Origin of the sequence: Williamsia muralis, from assembly GCF_051487485.1 — a bacterium.
In the GTDB taxonomy this organism is placed as follows: Bacteria; Actinomycetota; Actinomycetes; order Mycobacteriales; family Mycobacteriaceae; genus Williamsia; species Williamsia muralis_B.
On sequence record NZ_JAHVCV010000007.1, the window covers coordinates 211,551 to 236,352 of the forward strand.

A 24,802-nucleotide genomic window follows, 5' to 3' on the forward strand; every position below is an offset into this window, starting at 1 on the left:
CACGACACTGCAGACAACAGAACCCCCGCGCCGATCCCGGTGCGGGGGTTCTGTCCGTTTTCCGGTCGACGCGAGCGGGTAAGCGGGCGGCGAGGAGGACATCATGAGTTCACATGGTCTGGTTTTTGCCCCGACCCCTTTACTGACCGTAACCATCGAAGCCGACGCCAGCGACGCTGCGGAGCTGCACGTCCATGCCGGAGGGCAGGGCTTCTGGATCGCTCGGATGATGGAGACGCTCGGCCTGAACACCACGTTGTGTGGGGTGTTCGGCGGCGAGTCCGGAAAGATCTTGCGCCCACTCATCGAAGGTGAGGGCGTCGCGGTGCGAGGCGTGGCGATGGGCGGCGAGAACGGCTCGTACGTCCACGATCGGCGCAGCGGCAACCGCCTCGAAGTGGTGAGTGTGCGTCCACAAGTGCTCACCCGGCACGAGGTGGACGACCTCTTCAGCAACTGCCTTGCCGAGGGGCTCACCTCAGGCGTTGCAGCGCTCGGCGGCCCCCATGAGGACGGGGTGATCCCGGACGAGACCTACGGACGCCTCGCGGCTGATCTGACGGCCAACGGCATCCCGGTGGTGGCCGACCTGTCCGGCCCGACGTTGCAGAGCGCGCTCGAAGGTGGCCTCGACATCCTCAAGGTGAGCCACGAAGACCTCGTCGAGGACGGGTTCGCGAAGTCGGAGAAACCTGCGGATCTTGCCACCGCGATGGAGGAATTCGGAGAAAAGGGCGCCAGGGTGGTGGTGATCTCGCGTGGTGAGGAATCCACGCTGGCCTGGGAGGACGGCCAGTTCTGGGAGGCCATCGCGCCGCCCGCCCAGTCGATCGACCATCGGGGTGCCGGCGACTCGATGACCGCTGCGCTGGCCGTGTCGACCGCGCAGGGTGATTCCCTCGAGTCGGGACTGCGGCTGGCGGTCGCGGCAGGTGCGGCAACGGTCACCCGGCGAGGACTGGCGACAGGCCACGGCGAGGTGGTCCGGAAGTTGGCCGAACGAGCCGAGGTCCGCAAGGTGGACCGACCCGGAAAGGGCACATCGTGAAGGTGCTGATCACCAACGACGACGGTATCGACCGCGCTGGGATCCGCGTCCTCGCGAGCGTTGCGGCTGACCTGGGTCTCGACGTGGTGGTCGCCGCGCCCGACCGGGAACGCAGCGGCGCGAGCGCGTCGCTCAGCGCCATCGAAGACGGCGGCCGGTTGCGGATGCGAGCCACAGACCTGACCGAATTGCCCGGCGTGACGGCTTACGCCGTGGACGCGTCGCCTGCCCTCATCGCGTTTGTCGCGTGCGACGGAGCTTTTGGGTCACCTCCGGATCTGGTGTTCTCCGGGATCAATCACGGACCCAACACCGGACACGCGATCTTGCACTCGGGGACGGTGGGCGCGGCCTTCACCGCTGCCGCCCACGGCGCTACGACGTTGGCGGTGTCGGTGGACGCCGCCGAGCCGCGCGATTGGGACTGCGCGGCCGAGGTCGCGCGCGTCGCAGCAGCGTGGGTGGTCGACAAGGCCCAGCCAGGGTCGGTGCTCAACGTCAACATCCCCGATCTGGCGAGAGCGGACTTGAAGGGGCTGCGGCGGGCATCGCTTGCACCGTTCGGGGCCGTGCAGGCCCGGATCGGGGAACGAGATGAGGAGTCGGTGGCGGTGACCTTCGATGAGATCCGCGCCCAGGAGCAGGACGACAGTCCTCCGGGTTCGGATGCCGCCCTCATCGCGGACGGGTGGGCGACGGTGACCGCTCTCCGGGTTCCGCCGATCGAGGCCCCGGAGACCGACCTCGACGGGCTCGTCCTATAGCGGATTCGTCGGGTCGGCCTTACGGAGCAGGAGCACCAGGTTGGTGCCCAGTACTTCCCGGATCAGTGGCACCTTCATCACCCACCACAGCCGCCCCGGGAGATACCGGGGAAAGGCGGCCACCAATGTCGCCTCGCTCGGTGGCACGGACCGTGCCCACCGCAGCCCGTCGGCGGCGGTGACCTTGAACAGCGATGTGCCGTAGAGGTTCTTGGGCCGGTGGCCGTGCTTCTTGGTGTACCAGCGGGCAGCCCGGGCGCCGCCGAAGTAATGGGTCAGACCCATCTCGTGGCCGCCGAACGGTCCGTACCAGAGGGTGTAGCTGAGCAGGACGAGGCCGCCGGGGCGAGTGACCCGCAGCATCTCTCGGGCCATGGACCAGGGCTCGGCGACGTGTTCGGCGACATTGGACGAGTAGCAGATGTCCACCACGGCGTCGGCGATCGGCAGCGCAGTTCCCGATCCACGGACACCGGCCTGCTGGGGGAGACCGGCGGCATGCATCTCGTCCGGGTCCGGTTCGACCGACACATAGTGAGCGCCGCGGCCCCGGAACACCTCGGCGAAGTAGCCGGGACCGCCACCCACATCGAGGACAACCTTGCCGTCGAGGCCGGCCGGGCCGCCGGGGTCGAGGTCCGTGACGCCGCGGTGCAGCGCCTCGATCAACTCCACCGAGTCATCGGCGAGAGCGCCGTAGAAGCGGTCGGGGTCGGACTGCTCGTACCGGAAGTGGTTCAGCAGGGTGGCCGAACGGACCACCGTGGCGCGCTGACGGGCACGGCGGGTGGTGTCTTTCACCAGCGAAACGATACGGGTCGGACGTCGGTGGTGATCCGGCCGCTACCCTGGCCAGCAGTGAAAAACGAACAACCTGACAACGTCGCCCACGGTGAGTCCACCGCGCCCGTCCGCGAGGTGCTGTTGCTGTGCTGGCGCGACTCCGACCACCCGCAGGGTGGCGGCAGCGAACGCTACCTCGAGCGCATCGGGGCCGAACTCGTCCGCGACGGGGTGCGCGTGACCCTGCGGACGGCCGGCTACCCGGGTGCCGCGTCTACGGAAATCCGTGACGGCATCCGGGTCTCGCGCGGCGGTGGCCGGCTCAGCGTGTACCCGCGGGCGCTCGCAGCGATCGTTGCCGGCCGGCTCGGCCGCGGACCGATGGCCGGACTCGATCCCGACGTGGTGATCGACACCCAGAACGGCATCCCCTTCTTCGCCCGCTGGGTGATGCGCGCACCGGTGGTGGTTCTGGTGCATCACTGCCATCGCCGCCAATGGCCGGTCGCAGGCGCCGCGATGGGCCGGTTCGGATGGTTCATCGAATCCCGCCTGTCACCGTGGGTGCATCGAGATTCGCAGTACCTGACCGTGTCGTTGCCGTCGGCCGAAGATCTCGTCTCGCTCGGTGTGGACGCCGGGCGGGTGTCGGTGGTGCGCGCAGGCACCGACCCGTCGCCCCACGTCGATGTCGAACCGGATCCTCGCCGGCTGGTGGTGCTCTCTCGTCTGGTGCCGCACAAGCAGATCGAACACGCGCTCGAGGTGATGGCCCGGCTCGCGTCCACCCATCCGGACGTGACGTTGGACGTGGTGGGCGACGGCTGGTGGTCGACGCGTCTTCGTGAACGCGCGACCGAACTCGGAGTCGACCGGCGCGTGAGTTTTCACGGGCATGTCAGCGAATCCGACAAGCACCGCATCCTCGCCGGGTCGGCGCTGCATCTGATGCCGTCGCAGACCGAGGGATGGGGACTTGCCGTTGTCGAGGCCGCTGGGCACGGCGTACCGACCATCGGGTACCGATCTTCTCGAGGCCTCACCGACTCAGTGGTCGACGGCGTGACCGGACTGCTCGTCGACGACCTCGACGAATTGGTCTCGGCCACAGCCGAATTGCTCGATGAGCCGGCGCGATGCCGCGAACTCGGCGACAAGGCGCGAGAGCGGGCCGGGGACTATTCGTGGTCGGCGGCAGCCGCCCGGGTGAAATACGTTCTGGCCGAAACGGTCTCAGGGCGACGTGTATCGGGCCTCGTCAGAGATTGAGTGCCGCACCGGGCTTCACCTTGAAGCTCGGTATGTCCTCGAGTGACACCGTGGCCTCGTAGGTGCGGTCGTAGCCGGTCGCGCTGATCTTCCATCCGTCTGCCGTCCGGATGTAGCGGTCGTTGTAGAACGCCGCCCCGAAGAGCATGAAGTTGAAGTCCGCGACGATGACCCGGTCTTGCAGATACCACCGGCCCGTGGCCTCGTCGCCGTCGACGGTGATCTCCGGGTGGTCGACTCGATGCTCGGTCAGCACTGCTGCCCCGAGCGACGACTTCATGAAGTCGACGAGCTCGACGCGGGTGGTGAACGACAGACTGTCGCCGTACTCCCCGGTGACGTCGTCGGCCAGGGTGGTCTCGAACTCGTCCCACGCCTTGGTGTCCAAGGCGCGGAGATAGCGGTACTTGACCTGTTTGATCGCTTCGATCTGTGTGAAGATTTCGAGCTCGTCCACTGCCTAGAGCCTCTTTCGGTGCGCCGTTCGGTGGGGCCATTTCAGCACAGCGGCGAGTAATCCATTGGCGATCAGCACAATCCACACCAGATGGGCGACCCACAGCGCGCCCCGCTCGGTTGTCGAGGGCTCACCGATTGCACTGTGCAAACGATCGACGTCCACCCGATAGACGCGCAGATCGGCACCGTCGAACGCGAGGTCGAGCTGGGCCAGGGTGCGCGGCGCCGCGTCGATGGCCGAATCGCCCTCGACGAGAACCCATCCGACTCCCAGTGCTGCGAGCGCGTCCGGTGACGACCCGGCGAGGAGTGCTTCCTCGGCGCGGGTGGCCCGTGAATCGGGCCGGTCGACACTGCGGCCATCGACCGTCAGCTCACCCGATTGCAGTACGTCGGCGCGCAGGAGTCTCGGGGCCGGATCCAGGGACACCGAATCGGCGAAGGCGTACTGGCGGTTGGTCCCCACCGGGAGCACGAGCACATCGCCATGCCCGGACGTGATGGTGTCGGCAACGGCGTGCCAGTCGCCGGGGTAGCGGATCGGGGCGAGCGAGCTGCCCACGCCCCACGCGAGGTCGGGCAGGGGGGCGACGATCAGCGCGGAGGCGACGACGGCGGCAAACCCCTTCGGCACGTGTCGGCCGGCCGATTGGACGGCTGACGCGGCCGCCAGCGCGTATGCCGGAACCGCGAGGGCGATCCATTTCTGGGTGTCGCGCAGCAGACCGGTGCCGGGCACCGTATCGACCAGCCATTCCAGGATCGCCATGCCGAACGGCGTGGCCGCGAGGGCGACCAGGACAACCGAACCGACCGCAAGGCCGCCCGCTGCTCCGATCACCGGGTTGCGACGGCGGTGCCACAGGCCCGGGAGCCCGACGAGGACAACAAGCAGCAAGGCGGCGGTGGCCACCAGCGCCCATGGCGAGGTCCGGCTCTCGGGTACGGCGTCGGCGTTCCACACGCCACCGAGGCCCAACAGCGAACCGACCGTTCCGAGCCACGGCTCCGCGCGGGCTGCGAACAGCGCGACGGATCCGGGATCAGCCGTACCGGTGCCCGCACCCAGGAACGATGCGGTCAGCCACGGGAGGGACGACGCCGCCCAGAGCGTGGACGCGGTCAGCGCCATCCGCCATTCGCGCCGGACAAGCGCCGGGATGACCAGACCGGCGAACAGCACGAATCCGGCGAGTAGCGAACCGGTCGGCGTGATCCCTGCGACGGCGAGCCAGCCCGCCAGCACCGACCAGCGAGCCCAGCCGCCACCGCGGCGGACGTCGACCGCGACGATCAGGATCCATCCGAGCGCTGCGTAGCCGACGAGCAGACTCCACTGACCCTGTAGAAGGCGTTCGGCCACATAGGGATTCCAGACGGCGATGACCGTGGCCGCTAGCATGCCGGGCGTCCCCGCCGCGGGCAGGACTCGCCGAGCCAGTCGTCCGTATCCGACGCCGGCCAGCACGATGGCCGCGAAAGTCAGTGCCTTGACCACGATTCCACCGTCGATCACGCCGGAGGCGACGGCGATCAGCCAGTCCTGTGGCACGGCCCGCGGCGCAGAATCGGACAAGCCGAGTGCCGAGTCGGTGACGAAGGAGCGGGGAGTGCTGACCATGTCGCGGATCAGCAGGTATCCCGGACCGAAGACGGGCCCGAGGATCGCCACCGACAGCGCGATGCTGGTCAGCCACAGGCTGAGCCAATGCCTGCGGGTCATGCATGGACCCTAACAAGCGCTAACGGAACACCTTCGCCAGTCGGGAGACGGCCTCACCGATGACGGGCACCGGCGTCTCCCCGAACGTCAGGCGCAGGTGAGAGTGGTCGGATTCGGCGGGAAACCACGGCGTTCCCTCGCCGACCATGACGCCCTCGGCGTGAGCGGCTGCCGCCACGTCCCGATCGTCGAGCCCGTCTGGGAGTCGTACCCAAAGGTGCATGCCGCCACGAGGCACCGCGGCGACCTCGATCTCTGGGATCAGCCGGCCCAGGTGCCCCAGAAGGGCATCCCTGCGCTCTCCGAGTGCCCGGCGCACCTGCCGGTTGTGCCGGGGCCACGAGGGAGAGTTGAGGAACTCGACGGCGGCCTCCTGCACCGGGCCGGCCACGTAGAAGTCGTCGAGCATCTTGGCCGCACGCAGGCGCGCCAATGCGGGTCCCCGAGCGCACAGGGCAGCGACCCGCATCCCGGGCCCGACGGGCTTGGTGAGCGAACGGATGTGCACCACATGGCCATTGGGATCCTGTGCCGTCAACGGTGGGGGCGGGTCACCATCGATGCCGAGATACCGCGCGTAATCGTCCTCGATCACGAACAGCGAATGCTGTTCGGCCAGTTCGATGATCTGTCTGCGGCGATGCGCGGCCAGCGTCACCCCGCTCGGATTGGCGAACGCAGGCTGCACGACGAGCAGGCGGCTGCCGGTGCGGCTGATCGCGTCGGCCAGCAGGTCGGTCCGGATTCCTTCCGAATCCATGGGCACGGGAATGACCTCGGCGCCATGACTGCGCACGATAGCGATGAGCCCCGTGTACGTGGGGCTCTCGACGATCACGGATTCTCCTGGCCGGATCAGCGCGCGAACCGCCACCGACAGTGCGGTCTGCCCGCCGGCGGTCACGATCACCTCCGACGCGTGGATGCCGTCGATCTCGGATGCGAACCAGCGGCGCAGTTCCGGACTGCCCTCGATGGGGTAGCGGCCCCAGCTCCGGGAACGTTTGATCGCCCGGGTCATGGCGGCGTCGAGTGCGGCATGAGGCAGCAGTTCGTCGTCGAGATACCCGCCTTTGAGCCGGACGACCTCGGATCCGGGGACACGCCACAGGTCGAGGGTGCGGGAGAGCTCGGGCGGCATCCGGGCGCCCAGTACCGACTCCTGCCACGAGGTGTCGGCCGGCGAGCGCGGTGGCGCCGCGGCTGCGACAAAGGATCCGGCTCCCGGTCTGACGTCGACGAGACCTTCGGTGGCGAGATCGCGCAGAACCCGCTGCACGGAGTTGGGCGAGACGCGGTGCTGCTCCTGCAGCGTCCGTACCGACGGGAGCCGGGTGCCCGGCGTGCTCTGGGTGATCAGGGCACGCAGACTTTCGGTCAAGACCGATACTCCGCTATCGTTGTACATGAAGATCAACGATAACAGTTCGCGGTTTTCGGCGATAGCAGATAACGGACGTCGAAAGTCGTCCGCTCACGCCGGCGTGCTTCTGGGTGGTCTCGGTGTCCTGGCCTTCAGTTTCTCGCTGCCCGCCAACAAACTCGCCGTCGCCGGAATCGATGCGGTGGGGGTCACGGTCTGGCGGGCGGCGCTGGCCGGGCTGCTCGCGCTGGCGTATCTGCGGATCGTCGGGGCGCAGCGTCCGGCCCCGCACGACCTCGCCGCATTGCTGTGTTCCGGTCTGGGTGTGGTCGTCGGGTTCCCGCTGTTCTCCTCGCTGGCGCTGGAGAGGATCGACTCGGCGACCGGTGCGGTGATCCTGGGGCTGCTGCCGGCCATGACCGCCACATTTGCGGCGTTGCTGGGCGGAGAACGACTGCCGTGGCTCTTCTGGGCCGCGACCGGTGCCGGCGTGCTTGTCCTCTGCGCGTTCCTGGTCTCGACGAGTCCTGACACGCTGTCCGGATTCGCGCTGAGCTGGGGTCACCTGTGGATGGTGCTCGCGACGGTCAGTGCCGGGTTCGGATACGCGGTCGGCGGAACCCAGGCGAAACGGATCGGCGGCGCGCAGAGCATCTCGTGGTCGTTGGTGCTGCTGCTGCCGATATCGGTTCCGCTGTGCGCGCTCACCGCCGCGACGGGCTCGTTCTCGCTGACCGGCCCGGTGGTGATCGGGATGTTCTACATCACGGTCATCTCCCAGTTCCTCGGGTTCTTCGCCTGGTACGGAGGGCTGGCCCGCGGTGGTATCGCCCGCGTGGGCCAGATCCAGCAGGTGCAGCCACTGCTCACCATCGCGTGGTCGGCGCTGCTGCTGGGCGAACACCTCGACCGGTGGATCTACCCGGTCGGTGTGGTGCTGGGCCTGCTCGTGTGGATTGCGCAGCGTGCGCGGTTCCGCGAAGCCGCGCGCGCCGCCCCACCTGTGCCGGCGGCCGTCGCACCTGATGTGAACGAGCCTGTCTCCCTGCGCCGCTGATCGCTCCTGCGAGACTGAACCCATGGCGATGGGTGCGATGGCGGGAGTGGGTGGCGTGGCCGCCGGCACGATGGTCGCCAACATCTGCGCCTACCTCATCCACCTGCCGGCCACCCGTTGGTTGTCGCCCGCGGAGTACGGCGAGTTCGCGGTGCTGCTCCAGGCGATGCTGGTGCTGGGTGTCCCGGCGTTGGCTCTGCAGGTTGTGATCGCCCGGGAGGTCGTGAGAGGGCGTGCCGTCGCCGACCTGATCTCGATCACCCTGCGGACCACAGCGGCGGTACTGGTGGCCGCGGCCGTTGCCGTACCGGTGGTGATGGCGGTGGCCGATACCGGCCTGGCGGCCACGATCGCAGCCTTCGCCACCGCACCTCTTCTGGTTCTGATCGCCGCCGGCCAGGGGATATTGCAGGGCGGACAACGGTTTTCGGTGCTGTCGTGGGTGCTGGCGGGTGTGGGTGTGGCCCGCACCGTTCCCGGCGTGGTCGCGTTGGCGGTCGGCGCGGGCGCGGCCGGTGCCCTCACCGCAACCGCAGTCGGCGCAGCCGTCGCCGCCGCTGTCATCTGGTTGATCGTGTTGGCGGACAAGCCCGCCGACAGCGCGATATCCGAGGGTTTGGCGCTGCGGCTCGTGCTGCACGCCTCGCAGGTGCAGCTTGTGCTGATCGCATTGTCGTCGGTGGATCTACTCGCCGCCCGGCCGATCCTCGGTGAATACGACGCGGGGGTGTACGCGCTCGGGACAATCGCCACGAAGGCGGCGTTCTGGTTGCCGCAGGCGATCGGCGTGGTGCTGTACCCACAACTCGCCGACGTCGCGAAGACGGCCGGCGCCCTGCGTACCGCGGTCGGGTGGCTCACCGCCATCGCCGCGACCGTGGTGGTCGGTGCGGCGATCTGCGGGCCACTGGTTCCGGTGATCGCCGGTGAGGACTACCGGCCGGTCGCCCCGATCCTCTGGTTGTTCGCCCTCACCGGGAGCGCGCTGTCGGTGCTGCAGGTGGGCCTCCTGGCGGCCATCGCGCGCGACCGCACCTGGATCGGCCTGCTGAGCTGGGCGGTTCTGGCCATCGAGGTGGTGCTGGTGGTCACCGTCGCAGACAGCATCGTCACGCTCGCGGTGATCGCTGCGAGTTGCGCGGTGGTCGGAACGGTGTCGACGCTGGTTGCGCTGAGCGTCACCCGCACGCAAGACCGCGGTCGTACTGTGGATGCATGAGCATCCGCCTCGGCTATCAGATCCCCAATTTCTCCTACCCCGGCAGCACCGCAGAGCTGTTCCCCACGGTCATCGCGCAAGCGCAAGAAGCCGAAAGATCCGGCTTCGACACCGTTTTGGTGATGGATCACTTCTATCAACTGCCCGGCATCGGAGCCCCTGACGAGCCGATGCTCGAGGCCTACACCGCTCTGGGTGCCCTCGCCACGGCCACGTCGACGATCAACCTGTCGACACTGGTCACGGGCAACACCTACCGCAATCCCGCGATGCTGGCCAAGACCATCACCACGCTCGACGTGGTCAGCGGGGGCCGGGCTATCCTCGGACTCGGTGCCGGATGGTTCGAACTCGAACACCACGAGATGGGTTACGAGTTCGGCACATTCACCGAACGCTTCGAACGACTCGAGGAAGCGTTGCAGATCATCGAACCGATGCTGCGCGGAGGCAAACCCGAGCTGGATGGCAAGTGGTACCAGGCGCACGGCACCCGCACCTCACCGCTGTTGCGCACCGACATCCCGATCATGCTCGGCGGAGGCGGCGAGAAGAAGACGTTCGGCCTCGCTGCCCGGTACGCGCAGCACCTCAACATCATCGCCGGCGTCGACGAGTTGCCTCGCAAGCTCGAGGCACTCGCGAAGCGATGTGAGGAAGCCGGCCGCGACCGGTCGACGATCCAGACCAGCTTCCTGGCCTTTGTCATTCTCGATCCCGATGGCGACAAGGCCCGCGCTCAGGCGGCAGATCTGCTGAAGGCCAGGGGAATTGACCGCGCCACCGCGACGGACGAGGAATGGGCGCAGGCGAACAGCAGGTTCTTCGTCGGTTCGCCCGACGAGGTCGCGGCACAGATCAAGGAACGCGTGATCGACGCCGGAGTGGACGGCGTCACCATCAACATGGTCACCAACGGTCACGTCCCCGGAATGGTGGAACTGGCCGGAAAAGCGTTGTCCCCGTTGTTCGCCTAGGACCGAGGCCGGCCCGCCGGACTATTCGCCGGGCCGGCGCCAGGGCTCGTCGCGATTGCGGCGCAGCGGATCATCCTGTGACTGGGGCATGTCGGACTGGGGTACGTCGGATTGCTGGGGCGTGGTCCAGCCCGGGTCGCCCGTCTGCGGTTGTTGCGCCGAACCGTCATCACCGATTCGTTGCTGATCCATGTACGGGTAGTGGTCGCCGACCTCGGCGAAACCGTCCCCACGGTCGTCGCGCACAGCGGGGATCTGGCGGGTCTGATCCGGGTCGTAGGGCTGTTGCTCATGCGAACCCATCGGTGCCCCGGCGGCGGGATAGACGTTGCCGCGGTCGTCGCCCCGGTACTGCCCGATCAGATCGGTGCGCTGCTGCTCGTTCGGGTCGTACGGCGAATCTGTAGCTGTCGCACGGGTTTTCGGTCCACCGCGCAGGAGCAACCACACGCCTGCAGCCAGCAGTAGGACGCCGAGGATTCCGATCACGATCGGGATCCAGCGACCCCAGAGCTTGATCGGATCGTCGAGACTCTTGGCGTCACTGGCCAATTGCTCCTGGGTGCTCTGGTTGTACGAGAAGACGACGTCCAGCGCGGTCAGTTGATAGTCGAGCATCTCCTGCGGGGAGTCCTCGCTGACATTGAGCTTGAAGTACTGCTGGACGTGCTCACGCTCGTTGATGATCGTTCCGCTGACCGGATCGACGTACAGGTCGCGAGTGGTCTTCTGGATCAACGAGGCAGGCAGCCGGTCGTTGTTCCGGGAACCCGGGAATCCGCCGTACCAACCGGCAGGCTGGTCGATCGAGGTTCCGGCGAGCTGCTGATCGTTGGCGTCGGTCAGGGTGCTCAGATCCATCTCGGGAACCTCTTGGGTGAAGTGATAGGTCTTCACGCCCTGGATTTCCTGCTCGTCGACAAAGGTCAACGGGTTGGTGGTGCGAGTCGGCAGATCGAAGTAGAGGTAACTGTCGTTCTTCTCGACGCCGAACGGGAACCGGTACTGCAGGCCCTTGCGGTCGGGGAGGCTGACGCTGTTCTCGCCGGCGTCGACCTGCACCTCGCTCTGTCCGCCACCGCTGATCTGCGGCTCGGCGGTCTCGCGGTTGGTGGTGATGCGGTCACGCGTGGCTGTGAGCAGTGAGCTCATGCAGCCGGAGTCGGCTCCGTCGGCGGGCGGGGTGACGGTCTCGTCGCCATCGGTGTACGAGTCGATGCGGACGGAATTGCCTGCCTGGAAGGTGACCTTGTCGGCATCGGCCGGGTCCACCACGAGCACGCGTTGCTGGTCGGTCAGGTGTGCGTCGGAGACCTCGGCGCGGGGGCCTTCCAGAGAGCATCGGTTGAAAATCTTCGCGGGCAGCGCATCGCTGCCCGAGACACCCTGCTGCGCTTGACTGTCCGACACGCTGGTGATGTCGAGGTCCATCGGCGTCTTCTTCAACGTACCCACGTAATAGAGGGGTAGCGCGATGGCGGCCACCAACAGCAGAGCCCCCAGGAAGATCGCGACTGGTCCGGCAAGGTCTCTGGCAGACATCCGAGGCCCTGTAGCCATACGTCGGTTCTCCTTCAGGTCTTCGATCGGTGCAGCTGGTGGTTTCTTGCGAGACTAACAGCCGAGGTCGGCTGGAACGGGCACGTCAGGACAGGGCGCAACACGATCGGCCACCGGTACATTGGCTGATCATGCGTCCGGATCAGCAGGCCAAGGGCTTCGTCCCCGCGCTCGAGGGAATGCGGGCGCTGGCGGCCATCGGTGTGCTGACCACTCACGTCGCCTTCCAGACGGGTTCGGTGGGCGACGACGTACTCGGCGCGGTCTGGGGCCGCTTCGACATGGCGGTGGCGCTGTTCTTCGCGCTCTCCGGCTTCCTGCTGTGGCGGCCGCATGCCGCGGCAGCCCATGACCCGACCGCCAGGGTGCCCGGGCTGGCGCGGTACCTGCGTCACCGCGTTCTCCGGATCTGGCCCGCATACGTGGTGGTCGTGGTGGTGGTGCTCAGCCTGCTCCCGGACGCGCGCCCCGCAAGCGCGACGGTGTGGCTGGCCAATCTCACCCTCACCCAGGTGTACGTCCCGCTGACGCTGACGGCCGGATTGACGCAGATGTGGAGTCTGTCGGTCGAGGTCAGTTTCTATCTGCTGTTGCCGTTGTTCGCGTGGTTCCTGGTGTGGTTGCGTGGTCCGCGGGCGCGGTGGCGGGTACCGGTCCTGCTGTCGGTCGCGGTGATCTGTCTGGCCTGGGCGTGGGTGGCCGAACAGCTCCCGCTCGCACAAGGTGTCGAGGCCAAGAACTGGCTTCCGGGTCACATGCCGTGGTTCATCGCCGGACTGGTGCTCGCCGAACTGGTTGTCGTACCCGCAGGCGGAGTGTTGAGCCGGGTTGGGTCGCGCCCGATTGTCATGGCCGTGGTCGCGGCCGGGGCCTTCGCACTCTCGTGCACCGAGCTCGCCGGGCCCACCGGTCTGGCCCCACTGGCCCCGTGGCAGTTCGCCGTCAAGATCGTCCTCGGCGCGGTGCTGGGTTTCGCGTTGCTCGGCCCGTTGGTGCTCGCTGAGCAGCGACCGCACCGCATCCTCGATTCCGGGCCGATGCAGGCCCTCGGCCGGTGGTCCTACTCGATGTTCATCTGGCATCTGGTGGTGCTGTCGGCGGTGTTCCCTCTGGCGGGGGTCCTCCCGTTCTCCGGGTCGATGCCTGCGGTGTGGGCCCTGACCGTGCTCCTCACGATCGGCATCTCGGCCGCCAGCTACTCGTGGCTCGAAGATCCCGCGCGGCGGTGGCTGCGTGGGTGGGAGGACAGATCAGGTAGGACGGCGGCGGCGCACCCGGAGCCGAATCAGCCACCGCGGCACGGCGATGGCGCTCCACGCGAGGATCACCAAGGCCAGTACAGCCGGTAGCTGAACCCACCAGTCCCAGCCGTTGTACCCCAGCGACGACCGCCAAGGTCCGGCGGCGAGGCCGAACGTCGCGGCCATCATCAGTGCGGCCACCCACGCGGGTGCGCTCCGCCGTAGGCGCAGCCGTGGGTGGGTGATGAGCACCGTGGTCCATGCGATCGCGACCGCGGCAGCGATCGCGAACCCGATCGGCCCGGTCAACAGGAACACGGCGGCGCCCAGGAACAACGGGCCCGCCAGAGTTGCCCGCAGAGGGCGCGAAACCGGCAGCGAGTCAGGTCTTGTGGTTCGGCGGGGCCAGAGCGTCATCGCGAACAACAGCACCACCAGGGCGAGCCCGACACCGATCGACCACCGGTACGGACGGTCGAGAGGAAAGGTGAGGTCGATCGTGCCGGCGTACCCGGCGGGGATGATCCAGCCCTGCTGCCAACCGCCCACCACGATGGGCGTCAGCTCGCGTCCGTCAGCGTGTGCCTTCCGGCCGACGTTCTCGCTCTCGGGCACGATGAGCACCCGTTCCTCGGCTGATGATCCGACGGTGACACTGCGATCGATCGACTCCCATTCCTGGACGGACACCGGTGTCGGGACCGCACGTGGTGTGGGACCGGCGGTGAGGCTCACCCCGGCGACGCTGAACGCATCGCCCGGGTTGACCATGAGTTCCTGCTCACCCGCGGGCAGCGTGATCCGGTCGGAGCCGCACGCGGTCGCCCGGATGGGCTCGCCGGAACGCAGCTGCTGAACCGTGGCCGACAGCGAGAAGCGCTGCGCCACACCGGCGATCGTGAGTCCCGGACCCTGGTCACAGCTCACGTCGATCCGTCGGTTCGGGTCGGCCGCCGGCTGCGGATCGCCGAGGACACCGATCTCCGAGATGCCGGTGGGCGACACCTCGGCGAATCCGAGACTGTTCACGTCGAGCACTTCGTCCTTCTCCAGCACGGTGATCGTGATCGTGGAGGTGACATGGGGATCGAGTTCGATGGTGCCGTCGGCGGGGATGTCGCGGACCTGCCTGCCGTTGCCCAGGTCGATGGCCAGACGTTGCGGGCGTGCCGGAAACTGACCCGGTGGCACAGTGATCCGCAATCCATCGACCTCGCGTGGGGTCGGAAGGGTGAGTCGAAGGGTGGGTCGCTCGGCCGTCGGGCCGCTGTCCCGGGCGACCCAGGTGGTCGTCGGGTCGCCGTCGACCGCGGCCGTGGCGTTGCCCCGCGGATCGGTCACGGCCGATTCCGCGGAGGCGCCTATCGAGCCGAGCCCGGGCAGCAAGGCGTTGAGCGCGTCCGACGGATTGGCGGTGACCGTGACCGAGGTGTCCACCGACGTCGTGGTCGGTACCGAGAGCACCCGACCGAACACGCCTGGCTCCTCGGCCGCCAGACCCAGCCCCGCCGAGCAGCGGGTGGCGTCGGGGCCGGGAACGCAGGCCGCGCGCGCGGGCAGCTCCGGTCCGAGTACCCAGCCCGAGACCTGTTGTCCGGCAACCAACTGCGGCAACACCACCCGATGCCGGATGGGGAGATCGCGGGCAGCAGCCGCGTCGCGCAGGGTCACCTCTGAGATCGCGAACTGATTGCCGCCGGTGTTGTCCTGGGTCGCGATGGCCCGGATCTGAACCCACCGGGTGGGTCCGCTCGGTGGCACCACCGTGGCAGGTGTGCCGGCCTTGACCCCGGTGGCGACCGTACTGCCGGCTTCAGTGGTGATGAGCAGGGTGTCCACCTCGGGGCCAAGTGCCTTGCCGACGGTGATGTCGACGGCCAGGCGCTCGCGGGGGCGGGTGAAGTCGAGCTGCAGATACTGCCCCACCGCAGAGTCGAGACCTCGGCTGACCCAGGCGGTGTTGGTGTCGCCGTCGAATGCTGCGGCGGGTGAGCTGCCCGGGGCGCTCTGCCCCAGTTGCGTTGCATCCGAGGCTGATCCGGACGCGCTGACGTTGAGCTCGCCAGGCTGCCCGTCGAGTAGCCATTCGCCGTGCACCAGGGGCTGGCCGGGCACCGGGTAATCGGGGACGGCGTTCTGGGTCAGGCGCCGGTCCTGTGGGGCCCGGATGGCCGAGCTGTGGTTGTCCACACGCCCGAAGTCGACCTCGCGATCGGTGGGGGTGTCGGTGACCACCACGGGTCCTTCGGCGAGACCCGCTCGGCGGGCATCGGATTCGAGCAGGGCCGGCCCGAGCGGCGGTTGTCCGGCAAGCGCGTCGTTGTTCTGCAGCGTCGCAAGGGCTTCGGGGCCGCCGGCCACCCGTGGCATCGACGACAGCGGAACGGTCGCGGGCCGCGTTCCCGGGAAAGACACCGTCGATTCGACCGCAAAGATCTGCACTGCAGGCAGTTTCGGACGAAGACCGTCGTCGGCGACCACATCCTCGATGGTGTTCGGTCCGACGTCCGGCCCGAACCGCGCGACCGGCACCATTCCCGGCGATGCCGCGACAGCGTGTTGGGCGAGCAGCGGCCGTGCCGAACGGGAGGTGGACGGATCGAGGTCGGCCCGCACCACCACGTAGGCGATGCCCTGCCCGGCAAGGGTCGCGGCCAGTCCGGGCGACGGCCTGCCGTCGGCGATGGTCCGCTGCACCGAGTCCAGGGCGCGGATGGCGCCGGGGGGAGTGAGCGGGATGGCATCACGCACTGCCCATGGCTGTTCGGTGAGCACCTGCAGAGGCTCGTCACGGGTCAGGCCCCAGGTCTGATTCGCAAACGGCGACCCCGGGACCACCAATGCGCGCCGATCCTCGTCGGCGCCATGGTCATCGAGCCACGTCGCCGCATCTTTCCAATACGACGGGATCGCGTGATAACTCGCGGGCGCCGCCAGCCCGGCGGTCCACACCATCGATCCCGCGGCCAGCAAGGCGACTACCACGACCACTGCGGCCGCCACCGGTCGCGACCGTTCCGGGTGCGCGAATACCCGACCGGTCTCGCGCCAGCCGACGATGTCCGGCGTCGGCACCCGGGCCAGCAGATGGGCGATGCCCAGCGCCAGCGGGATGCGGATCAGTGGGTCCCACTTGTGCACGTTGCGCAGTGGCGCGCCGGCACCGTCGAGGAACACCCTCACCGACTCGGAGATCGGTGAACCGAGCTGTCCGGGATAGCCGAGGCAGATGGCGAGCAGGCCGACGAATGCGATGGTGATCAACCGACCGCGACCCGGCATCGACCGCATCGCGAGTCCGGCCAATCCGGCGGCGGCGAGCAGGCCGGTGGCCAGAACCGCGTACGGCTGCGTCGCCAGGCCGGCGCCCGCGACCCGCTCCGGCGAGACGAATGGTGTCCATGCGCTGGTGCCACGGAGGACTTCGGTGAGCGACACCCATTCGGTTGTCACCCTTGATGACTCGATGAAGTCCAGGAACGGGGGGCTCACCCGCGACAGGATGAGCAGGGGCACCAGCCACCAGAGGCAGGCAAGGACGGAACCCAGCAGCCACCAGCCGCCGAACCGGAGCCAACGGGCGGCCGGACCACGAACGGGTGTGTGCAGCAGCCACCACAACACGGCAACCGATGCCGCGGCCAGTGTGGCGACGGCGTTCACCGCACCCATCAATGCCAGTGCGCATGCCGATTGGAAGGCGAGGCGCCGCAAAGAGTTCGTCGGCTGTACTCGGTTCAATGCGATGACCACCGGCGCGAGCACCCAGGGCGCCAGCATCACCGGCAGTGTCTCCGACGAGATGGATCCGATGGTGGTCATCACCCGCGGGCTCAGGACGAACACCAGGGCCGCACAGATGCGCGACCACCGCGATCCCACCCCGAGGGCGTCGGCGAGGCGTATGAAGCCCACGAACCCGACCCACAAGAGCAGCGCCCACCACAGGCGCTGGATCACCCAGGGCGGTATCGCGAGGAGATCCCCCAGCGCGAAGAAAGCACCGTGCGGGAAGAAGTAGCCGTACGCCTGGTTCTGCACCTGGCCGAGTGGGGCGATCGACGACCACAGGTGGGCCGCACGCCCGAGAAAGGCGAGGGGGTCGCCGGTCAGGTCGAGCTTGGTGTCGGCGGCGATCAGGCCGGGAGATTGAACGAATGACGCCAGCAACGCCCACAGAGCTGCAAAAAGCAGTCCCCGTTTGGTCAGTTTGTGACTCCGGCGTTGTCCCTGGTGCCGTAGTCCACCGAGCCCTTCACGAATCCGCTGTCGGCGTTGAAGCTGTTCACGTCGGTGGCGGGCTTGTCCTCGGACGTCAGTACTCCACCCAGAAATACCGCCGCGATGGCCACGACCACGCCCAGGAGTCCAGCAACGGCGCCGGCGATCAGGCGGTTGTTCATCATGGCAGCGAAGTTACCACCCGTGCTCTGGTGCGCAGGTCGGCGCGGGTATCCACGCGGCGCTTGGCACACCCCGCCGGCACCACGAGCACGGGTCGGTGGCAGTGCTTGAGGACGTGCTCGGAGACGCTGCTGTGGAGCAGTGCACGCAGGCCGGACGACCCACGGGTGCCCGTGACCAGGATGTCGACGTCGAGGGTGTCCGCGGCGTCCACCAGCGCACCCCACACGGTGGAATCGACCTCGGCGAGTCGTCCTTCGGCGCGCAGGCCGGCGGCGATCGCGCGTTCGACTCCCCGGGCGTTGCGGGTGCGGGCATCCTCGTGGAGGGCATCGTCGATGTCCTGGTCCACCACCGAGTGCAGCACGGGCTGCATGCCTCCCGAGAGTGCGGACAGGCGTGCGCTCTGGTGCACACCCGATTCCCATGCGGTGACCACAAACGCGCGGTGGGCGGCGAGGAAACGGCCGGCGTAGTCGATCGCGCGGTCCGCGTTCTCGGTGCCGTCGTAGGCGATCATGATGGTGTCTTGCTTGCCGGTACCGGACTGACTGGACATGGCGTTTTCCTCCCGTACGGGCTTGTAAGCCTCAGAATAGCGCTCAATGTAACCCACGTCACACTGTGGCGGCGTGCAACACTCGTGCCATGTTCGCTCGCCCCCGGCCCAGCCCGACCCGACCTCGCGCAAGGCTTGAAAGAGCCGGTCGACCTGCGTCGACGCGCGGCCGACGGCATCGCCCCGGCCGCACCCTCGCGGTGCTCGCGGTCAGCGTGTCGATGCTCGCCGCATGCAGCAGTGACGATGGAGGAAGCGGCCTCAGTTCCTCCACGGCCTACGCCCCGTCATCGTCGTCGGTGGCATCGTCGTCGTCGGCCTCCGCCGCACCGCGGGTGGTGCCGGCAGCCTGTGGCGCACGGGAACTGGCCGAGATGTCGCCTCGGCGCAAGCTGGCCCAGCTGCTGGTCGTCGGGGTGACCGGCACCGAGGATGCAGTGGACATCGTGCGCCGGGAGCAGATCGGTGGCGTCTTCATCGGCAGCTGGACCGACCTCGGGATGTTGTCCGACGGCGGGGTGGCTTCTGTACAGAAGGCGGCCGAGACGCCGGTCATGGTGACGGTCGACCAGGAAGGTGGCCGCGTCTCGCGGTTGTCCGGCCTCGGTATCGACAGTCCGTCGGCGCGCGAACTGGCCGCGACGATGACGGTGGAGCAGGTGCGTGCCCTGGCCAAAGAGCAAGGCCTGCAGATGAAAGAGCTCGGCATCACCGTCGACTACGCGCCCGTCGCCGATGTGAGCGACGAATCCGACGACGAGGTGATCGGGGACCGTTCGTTCAGCGACGACCCAGCAGAGGTGACCCGTTACGCGAACGCCTACGCGCACGGTCTGCAGGACGCGGGGATCATGCCGGTGTTCAAGCACTTCCCCGGTCACGGACACGGGTCCGGTGACTCTCACACGGGAACTGTGGCGACCCCGGATCTCGACGAACTGCAGAACAGTGACCTGGTTCCTTACCGGACGTTGATCCAGCCGGGGGTGGCGGTGATGGTCGGGCATCTGATCGTGCCGGGCCTGACCGGTCCGGACACCCCCGCCAGCATCAGCGAACCCGCGATGTCCCTGCTGCGCGACGGCACGGGATATGGCGGCAAGCCCTTCGACGGTCCGATCTTCACCGACGATCTGTCAGGCATGGCGGCCATCAGCGCCAAGTACGGCATCGAGAAGGCGGCCACCCTGGCGATCAGCGCCGGCGCCGACATCGCCCTGTGGCTCTCGACCGACAAGGTGCCCGCCGTGCTCGACGCACTGACTGCGGCGATGGGTTCCGGCACTCTGCCGGCCCAGCAGGTCGATGAATCGGTGGTCCGGGTGCTGCGTGCCAAGGGTGAACTCGACTGCTGATCAGAACTCGACTGCTGATCGGGCGCCGAGGCCCCTTGACGGGCCGCGGCGAACTTACCGGCTGGTAAGGTGACATTCGTCTGAATTCAAAGGGGGTGTGGTCGTCGTGGCCGGAGGAACGAAGCGTTTGCCACGCGCCGTACGAGAGCAGCAGATGCTCGACGCCGCTGTGCAAGTGTTCGCCGCCAACGGTTTTCGAGAGACATCGATGGACGCGATCGCTGCCCAGGCCAGTATCAGCAAGCCGATGCTCTACCTCTATTACGGCTCCAAGGACGAACTCTTCGGCGCGTGCATCAGCCGCGAAGGCGCACGGTTCATCGAGGCGATGAGTTCCGGGTTCGACCCCAATCTGCGCCAGCACGACCAGGCCCGCACGGTCATCTACAGCTTCCTGCGTTATGTGCACGACAACCGCGAATCATGGCGAGTGCTCTACCGCCTCGCCAGCGGTCAGGCCAAGTTCGCCGGCCTGGTGGCCGCGAGCCGCGCCCGGCTGATCGAGATGGTCGCCGATCTGCTGCGTCGGGGCACCACCGTCCCGCACCCCAGCGACACCGACTTCGAGCTGATGGCCGTAGCGCTCGTCGGGGCCGGTGAGGCTGTCGCCGACCGGATCTCCGAGGGCGACATCGACCTCGACGTCGCCGCCGACCTCATGGTCTCGATGGGCTGGAAAGGCCTGGCGGGCGACCGCCCCTGAACCGGCTGCCCCTGACCAAAGATGGTGGGTTCGGGCGAGCCCCACCAGGGGAAATGCTCGCCCGAACCCACCAATTCGGGGTCAGCGGATGGTCGCCGTGAGGTGCGGGTACCCCTTCTTGGGATGCAGCACCGAGAGGTCGAATCCGTCGCCGGTCCGGGTGGTGTAGAGATTCACCTTGGCGGGCAACACGATCGGCTTGCCGAACCGCACGTTGTAGGTGACCTTGTCGTCCAGTTGCCCTTCGACATTCGCCACCACGCGCGCAGCGGTCCACATCCCGTGGGCGATGGCCCGCGGGAACCCGAATGCCTTGGCGCCCAGGTCACTCATGTGGATCGGGTTGCGGTCGCCGCTCGCAGACGCGTACTTGCGAATCAGGCCAAGGTTGGCGACCAGCGTCGCGTCCGGGGGCGCCGGACGACGGTCCTTGGGGGCTTCGCCGCGTTCACCACCGGACAAGCTGGTGCGCTGCTGACTGAGGAACGTCGCGGTCTGACGGGTGACCAGCTCGTTGCCTACAGAGAACTCGGAGATCGCATCGACCAGCATCCCCTTGCGGTGCTCTCGCAGATTCTCCGTGTGTGTACGGATGCTCAGCGGCTCGGTCACCGCGACCGGGCGGATGCGTTCGATGGTGTTCTCCACGTGCACCGAACCCACCGCCGAGAACGGGAAGTCGCGGGCGACAAGCAGTTCCATCACGAGCGGGAACTGCATCACGAACGGGAAGGTCAGCGGCAGGGTGCCGCCGAACCGCTGACCGGTGCTGGCGCAGTACGCGCGCAGCTGGTCGAGGTCGACCTTCACATCGGACAGGGCCAGTTCGGTGTCGGGAAGGTGCGCGTCGGCCTTGACGGGGCCGGACTTGCCGATACCGGGCAACATTCCGACCACCGCGCGACGATAAATGTCGGAAGTGGCCGGAAACCCTTTCAGCTCAATGGTTTTCGGCACGTCACGCTCCCAGCATGCTCTGACCGCACACGCGAACCACGTTGCCGGTCACCGCGCTCGAGGCCGGATTGGCAAAGTATGCAACGGTTTCGGCGACATCGACGGTCTGACCGCCCTGCTGCAGCGAGCTGATCCGACGGCCCACCTCGCGGGTGGCCAGCGGGATGGCCGCAGTCATCGCGGTCTCGATGAAGCCGGGCGCAACAGCGTTGATGGTGATCTTCTTCTCCGCCAGAACCGGCGCGTAGGCGTCGACGAGCCCGATCACCCCGGCCTTGGACGTGCCGTAGTTGGTCTGACCGCGGTTGCCCGCGATGCCGGCGATGGACGACACATCGATGACCGCGCCACCCTCGCGCAGTGCGCCGGCCTCGAGCAGGTCGTCGACCAGCTGCTGCGGGGCGATCAGGTTCACGCCGATGACCGCGTTCCAGCGGGCGTCGTCCATGTTGGCGAGCAGCTTGTCGCGCGTGATGCCGGCGTTGTTGACGATGATGTCGATGCCGCCGTGACGTTCGAGTGCGTGCGCGGCGAGCTTGGCGCCGGCGTCGGGAGCGGTGACGTCGATCGGTAGCGCGGTGCCGCCGACCTTGTTGGCAGTGGCCGACAGCGCTTCACCGGCCGCGGGGATGTCGGCGGCGATGACGTGGGCGCCGTCGCGCGCGAGGACCTCGGCGATGGTGGCGCCGATACCGCGGGCGGCACCGGTGACAACGGCAACCTTGCCGGTCAGCGGCTTGTCCCAGCTGGCCGGGGCAACAGCATCTTTCTCGTCGACGCGGATGACCTGGGCGTCCACAAACGCCGACTTCGCCGACAACAGGAATCGCAGGGTCGACTCCAGTCCGCTCAAACCGGTCGTGGCATCGGGGGAGACGTAGACGAGCTGGGCGGTTGCGCCGTTGCGCAGTTCCTTGCCCAGCGAACGGGTGAAGCCCTCGAGCGCGCGCTGTGCGACATGCTCGCTCGGGTTCTTGATCAGCTCCGGAGTGGTGCCGATAACCACGAACCGCGCACTGTTGCCCGCCGACCGGATGGTGGGCGCGAAGAACTCGAACAGCTGCGACAGCTCGGACGACTTGGTGATGCCGGTGGCATCGAGCACCGCGGCGCCCAACTTGTCTGCTCCACGACCACTCGTGTTGTTCACAATCAGCTCATAGTCGTCTCCGAGAAGCTCACGAAGGGGCTCGATCAGCCGACCGTTGCCGCCGATCAGGACGGGCCCGGCCAGTGGAGGCTCGCCGGCCTTGTAGCGGCGCAGCGTGGGCGGCTGTGGCAAGCCGACCTTGCTCGCGATGAACGCGCCCGGTCCTGAGCTGACGATGGTCGAGTAAAGGTCGGTGGTTCCTGTGGCAGACACGTGCACTCCCTTTTCTTTGCTTTTGAACGCCTCGCGTACGGCATGTGTGTTGTGTGCACCACCCGAGTCGGGCATATCCCGGGGGCGGCTCGACAACGAACTTACTCGGGAGTAAGAATACGCCATAAGAGCCATCCACAACTTGGGAGATCCACAGTGGTATCGAATAACCAGACCCGTACCGTGCGACCTGTCGCGATCGTCGGCGGCAACCGGATCCCGTTCGCCAAGCAAGACGGGGCCTACGCCAAGGCCAGCAACCAGGACATGTTCACCGCCACTCTCGACGGCCTGATCAGCAGGTTCAGCCTGCAGGGCGAGCGGCTGGGCATGGTGGCCGGTGGTGCCGTGCTCAAGCACGCGCGCGACTTCAACCTCATCCGCGAGTCGGTTCTCGGCTCGGCGTTGTCGCCCTACACCCCCGCCTTCGACCTCCAGCAGGCCTGCGGCACCGGTCTCCAGGCCATCTCTGCTGTGGCCGACGGCATCGCGACGGGCAAGTTCGACGCCGGTATCGGCGGCGGCGTCGACACCACCTCCGACGCCCCGATCGCGGTATCCGAGGATCTGCGGCAGTCGCTGCTGGCGGTGAACCGGGCCCGCAGCACCGTCGACCGCCTCAAGGCCATCGCAAAACTCCCGACGTCGCTGGGCATCGAGATCCCACGCAACGGTGAGCCACGTACCGGCATGTCCATGGGTGAGCACGCCGCGATCACCGCCAAGGAGTTCGGCATCAAGCGGTCCGACCAGGACCAACTCGCCGCAGCCAGCCACAAGAACATGGCGGCCGCCTACGACCGCGGCTTCTTCGACGACCTGATCACCCCGTTCCTCGGGCTCACCCGCGACCAGAACCTGCGGCCGGGAAGCACCGTCGAGAAATTGTCGACCCTCAAGCCGGTCTTCGGGGCGTCCCTCGGCGACGCCACCATGACTGCGGGCAACTCGACTCCGCTGACCGACGGCGCTTCTGCTGTGCTGTTGAGCACCGATGAGTGGGCCGCGGAGAAGAAGCTGCCGGTGCTCGCACACCTCGTGGATGTCGAGACCGCCGCGGTCGATTACGTCAACGGGCCCGACGGCCTGCTCATGGCTCCCACCTACGCGATCCCGCGTCTCCTCGAGCGCAACGGCCTGACCTTGCAGGACTTCGACTACTACGAGATCCACGAGGCCTTTGCGTCGGTCGTCCTGTGCACGCTGGCGGCGTTCGAGTCCGACGCGTACTGCAAGGAGCGGTTGGGCCTCGATTCGGCGCTGGGCAGCATCGACCGCAGCAAGCTCAACGTGAACGGGTCCTCGCTGGCGGCCGGCCATCCGTTTGCTGCCACCGGCGGCCGGATCGTCGCCCAGACCGCCAAGCAGATCAAGGAGAACGGCGGTGGACGTGCGCTGATCTCCATCTGCGCTGCCGGCGGACAGGGCGTCACCGCGATCATCGAGGCGTGATCGAGCGCCGGGTATTGCACATCTGGAAAAACTTTTTTGAAGGTGTGTAACGCCCGGCGCCCCTACGGCGAAGTACTTGATAACTCCGGTTGAGCTGCACGACCCCCGACCCTGTAGCTCAACCGGAGCCCTATTTTCCCCGGTGTGACAATCCGCCGGTTCCTCTGGTCGCTCGTCGACCCGGCCCGTACCGCTCTCGAAGTGAGGCTCGCGGCCTCCCGATGTGGCGTCGGCTACAACCGTCCGTCGGACGCAATAAACAGCTGTCTCTTGACGTTTGGAATTTCGCTGTGTGAGTCAGCCGCCCTTGTCGGGCGGGAGATATCAGGAGGTGGATGATGAGTTCCTACTCGCCGCCGGCGACATGGACGTCACCGACGTTCCGTGCCCACACTCGTCCGATCGGCGACGAACCCGGGCCGGGCTGGTCGGGTTATCTGGTGGTCGCGGCAGTGCTCGGACTGCTGGCGCTGATGTTGATCGGCGCCACCCCGAGCTGACGTCCGCCGGGCCCGCCGCGTCTCGGCACCGGCGGGCCCCGGCCAC

The 24,802-nt window shown here is 67.5% G+C and carries 21 protein-coding genes; 11 read left to right on the plus strand and 10 right to left on the minus strand.

The genetic code is table 11. The features are described 5' to 3' along the window. Positions 1–103 precede the first annotated feature (103 nt). Entirely contained in the window at positions 104–1,048 is a 945-nt protein-coding gene (locus KXR83_RS19875) for a PfkB family carbohydrate kinase (RefSeq protein WP_437426287.1), read from the plus strand. Continuing rightward, the gene (gene surE, locus KXR83_RS19880; protein WP_437426288.1) at positions 1,045–1,812 is read left to right on the plus strand and encodes a 5'/3'-nucleotidase SurE; all 768 of its coding nucleotides are present in this window, start codon (positions 1,045–1,047) and stop codon (positions 1,810–1,812) included. The genes KXR83_RS19875 and surE overlap by 4 nt, the downstream gene beginning before the upstream one ends. Here the strand turns inward: surE and KXR83_RS19885 are convergent. Further along, complete coding sequence (locus KXR83_RS19885) at positions 1,807–2,613, minus strand: class I SAM-dependent methyltransferase (RefSeq protein ID WP_437426289.1); 807 nt, start codon at positions 2,611–2,613, stop codon at positions 1,807–1,809. The two genes, surE and KXR83_RS19885, sit on opposite strands and share 6 nt — an antisense overlap. A 57-nt stretch (positions 2,614–2,670) precedes the next feature. On the opposite strand from KXR83_RS19885, the gene KXR83_RS19890 reads away from it, so the two are divergent. Next, a complete protein-coding gene (locus tag KXR83_RS19890) occupies positions 2,671–3,864 on the plus strand; it encodes a glycosyltransferase family 4 protein (RefSeq protein WP_437426290.1) in 1,194 nt (397 codons plus the stop codon). Here the strand turns inward: KXR83_RS19890 and KXR83_RS19895 are convergent. The 3 genes from KXR83_RS19895 to KXR83_RS19905 are packed head-to-tail and all read right to left on the minus strand — an operon-like array spanning position 3,854 to position 7,454. Continuing rightward, positions 3,854–4,321, minus strand: a complete 468-nt coding sequence (locus KXR83_RS19895; protein ID WP_437426291.1) for a nuclear transport factor 2 family protein — start codon at positions 4,319–4,321, stop codon at positions 3,854–3,856. The two genes, KXR83_RS19890 and KXR83_RS19895, sit on opposite strands and share 11 nt — an antisense overlap. Before the next feature lie 3 nt (positions 4,322–4,324). Next, entirely contained in the window at positions 4,325–6,046 is a 1,722-nt protein-coding gene (locus KXR83_RS19900; RefSeq protein WP_437426292.1) for a hypothetical protein, read from the minus strand. A 19-nt stretch (positions 6,047–6,065) separates the two neighbouring features. After that, positions 6,066–7,454, minus strand: coding sequence for a PLP-dependent aminotransferase family protein (locus tag KXR83_RS19905; RefSeq protein ID WP_437426293.1), 1,389 nt, complete (start codon positions 7,452–7,454; stop codon positions 6,066–6,068). Here KXR83_RS19905 and KXR83_RS19910 point away from each other — a divergent pair. The 3 genes from KXR83_RS19910 to KXR83_RS19920 are packed head-to-tail and all read left to right on the plus strand — an operon-like array spanning position 7,453 to position 10,662. Continuing rightward, entirely contained in the window at positions 7,453–8,466 is a 1,014-nt protein-coding gene (locus KXR83_RS19910) for a DMT family transporter (RefSeq protein WP_437426294.1), read from the plus strand. The two genes, KXR83_RS19905 and KXR83_RS19910, sit on opposite strands and share 2 nt — an antisense overlap. 22 nt (positions 8,467–8,488) lie before the next feature. Further along, positions 8,489–9,685: a polysaccharide biosynthesis protein gene (locus KXR83_RS19915; protein ID WP_437426295.1), complete on the plus strand. Its 1,197-nt coding sequence runs from the start codon at positions 8,489–8,491 to the stop codon at positions 9,683–9,685. Next, positions 9,682–10,662 carry an LLM class F420-dependent oxidoreductase gene (locus KXR83_RS19920; RefSeq protein WP_437426296.1) on the plus strand — a complete coding sequence of 327 codons (981 nt, stop codon included), beginning with the start codon at positions 9,682–9,684 and terminating at the stop codon, positions 10,660–10,662. Before KXR83_RS19915 ends, KXR83_RS19920 begins: the two co-directional genes overlap by 4 nt. A gap of 21 nt (positions 10,663–10,683) precedes the next feature. Here KXR83_RS19920 and KXR83_RS19925 read toward each other — a convergent pair whose 3' ends face one another. Continuing rightward, the gene (locus KXR83_RS19925; RefSeq protein WP_437426297.1) at positions 10,684–12,222 is read right to left on the minus strand and encodes a DUF3068 domain-containing protein; all 1,539 of its coding nucleotides are present in this window, start codon (positions 12,220–12,222) and stop codon (positions 10,684–10,686) included. 131 nt (positions 12,223–12,353) lie between these two features. On the opposite strand from KXR83_RS19925, the gene KXR83_RS19930 reads away from it, so the two are divergent. After that, the gene (locus KXR83_RS19930) at positions 12,354–13,571 is read left to right on the plus strand and encodes an acyltransferase family protein (RefSeq protein WP_437426298.1); all 1,218 of its coding nucleotides are present in this window, start codon (positions 12,354–12,356) and stop codon (positions 13,569–13,571) included. Here KXR83_RS19930 and KXR83_RS19935 read toward each other — a convergent pair. The 3 genes from KXR83_RS19935 to KXR83_RS19945 are packed head-to-tail and all read right to left on the minus strand — an operon-like array spanning position 13,473 to position 18,426. Beyond that, on the minus strand, positions 13,473–17,633 hold the full coding sequence (locus KXR83_RS19935; RefSeq protein ID WP_437426299.1) for an alpha-(1->3)-arabinofuranosyltransferase domain-containing protein: 4,161 nt from the start codon (positions 17,631–17,633) through the stop codon (positions 13,473–13,475). The two genes, KXR83_RS19930 and KXR83_RS19935, sit on opposite strands and share 99 nt — an antisense overlap. Before the next feature lie 35 nt (positions 17,634–17,668). Next, entirely contained in the window at positions 17,669–17,869 is a 201-nt protein-coding gene (locus KXR83_RS19940; protein ID WP_023960227.1) for a DUF2613 domain-containing protein, read from the minus strand. Further along, entirely contained in the window at positions 17,866–18,426 is a 561-nt protein-coding gene (locus KXR83_RS19945; RefSeq protein WP_116917061.1) for a universal stress protein, read from the minus strand. The genes KXR83_RS19940 and KXR83_RS19945 overlap by 4 nt, the downstream gene beginning before the upstream one ends. 221 nt (positions 18,427–18,647) lie before the next feature. Here KXR83_RS19945 and KXR83_RS19950 point away from each other — a divergent pair, with 221 nt between their 5' ends. Both KXR83_RS19950 and KXR83_RS19955 read left to right on the plus strand, forming a co-directional pair. Next, on the plus strand, positions 18,648–19,781 hold the full coding sequence (locus tag KXR83_RS19950) for a glycoside hydrolase family 3 N-terminal domain-containing protein (RefSeq protein ID WP_437426393.1): 1,134 nt from the start codon (positions 18,648–18,650) through the stop codon (positions 19,779–19,781). Positions 19,782–19,887: 106 nt separating this feature from the next. After that, positions 19,888–20,484, plus strand: a complete 597-nt coding sequence (locus tag KXR83_RS19955) for a TetR/AcrR family transcriptional regulator (RefSeq protein WP_030174971.1) — start codon at positions 19,888–19,890, stop codon at positions 20,482–20,484. Positions 20,485–20,565: 81 nt separating this feature from the next. Here the strand turns inward: KXR83_RS19955 and KXR83_RS19960 are convergent, their stop codons facing one another. Then, positions 20,566–21,441, minus strand: coding sequence for a MaoC/PaaZ C-terminal domain-containing protein (locus KXR83_RS19960; protein ID WP_437426300.1), 876 nt, complete (start codon positions 21,439–21,441; stop codon positions 20,566–20,568). 1 nt (position 21,442) lies between these two features. Further along, positions 21,443–22,804, minus strand: coding sequence for a 3-oxoacyl-ACP reductase (locus tag KXR83_RS19965; protein ID WP_437426301.1), 1,362 nt, complete (start codon positions 22,802–22,804; stop codon positions 21,443–21,445). Between the two features lie 156 nt (positions 22,805–22,960). On the opposite strand from KXR83_RS19965, the gene KXR83_RS19970 reads away from it, so the two are divergent. Both KXR83_RS19970 and KXR83_RS19975 read left to right on the plus strand, forming a co-directional pair. Next, entirely contained in the window at positions 22,961–24,256 is a 1,296-nt protein-coding gene (locus KXR83_RS19970; RefSeq protein WP_437426302.1) for an acetyl-CoA C-acetyltransferase, read from the plus strand. A gap of 335 nt (positions 24,257–24,591) precedes the next feature. Further along, positions 24,592–24,756 (plus strand): hypothetical protein, encoded by a 165-nt coding sequence (locus KXR83_RS19975; protein WP_437426303.1) that lies wholly within the window; start codon positions 24,592–24,594, stop codon positions 24,754–24,756. Positions 24,757–24,802 lie beyond the last annotated feature (46 nt).

Excerpts from the sequence above, each read along its gene's own strand:
- KXR83_RS19945 (WP_116917061.1), bottom strand. The coding sequence starts at position 18,426 with ATGTCCAGTCAGTCCGGTACCGGCAAGCAAGACACCATCATGATCGCC.
- KXR83_RS19940 (WP_023960227.1), bottom strand. The coding sequence starts at position 17,869 with ATGATGAACAACCGCCTGATCGCCGGCGCCGTTGCTGGACTCCTGGGC.
- KXR83_RS19910 (WP_437426294.1), top strand. The coding sequence starts at position 7,453 with ATGAAGATCAACGATAACAGTTCGCGGTTTTCGGCGATAGCAGATAAC.
- KXR83_RS19930 (WP_437426298.1), top strand. The coding sequence starts at position 12,354 with ATGCGTCCGGATCAGCAGGCCAAGGGCTTCGTCCCCGCGCTCGAGGGA.
- KXR83_RS19875 (WP_437426287.1), top strand. The coding sequence starts at position 104 with ATGAGTTCACATGGTCTGGTTTTTGCCCCGACCCCTTTACTGACCGTA.
- KXR83_RS19900 (WP_437426292.1), bottom strand. The coding sequence starts at position 6,046 with ATGACCCGCAGGCATTGGCTCAGCCTGTGGCTGACCAGCATCGCGCTG.
- KXR83_RS19905 (WP_437426293.1), bottom strand. The coding sequence starts at position 7,454 with ATGTACAACGATAGCGGAGTATCGGTCTTGACCGAAAGTCTGCGTGCC.
- KXR83_RS19920 (WP_437426296.1), top strand. The coding sequence starts at position 9,682 with ATGAGCATCCGCCTCGGCTATCAGATCCCCAATTTCTCCTACCCCGGC.
- KXR83_RS19975 (WP_437426303.1), top strand. The coding sequence starts at position 24,592 with ATGATGAGTTCCTACTCGCCGCCGGCGACATGGACGTCACCGACGTTC.
- KXR83_RS19950 (WP_437426393.1), top strand. The coding sequence starts at position 18,648 with ATGCTCGCCGCATGCAGCAGTGACGATGGAGGAAGCGGCCTCAGTTCC.
- KXR83_RS19925 (WP_437426297.1), bottom strand. The coding sequence starts at position 12,222 with ATGGCTACAGGGCCTCGGATGTCTGCCAGAGACCTTGCCGGACCAGTC.
- KXR83_RS19915 (WP_437426295.1), top strand. The coding sequence starts at position 8,489 with ATGGCGATGGGTGCGATGGCGGGAGTGGGTGGCGTGGCCGCCGGCACG.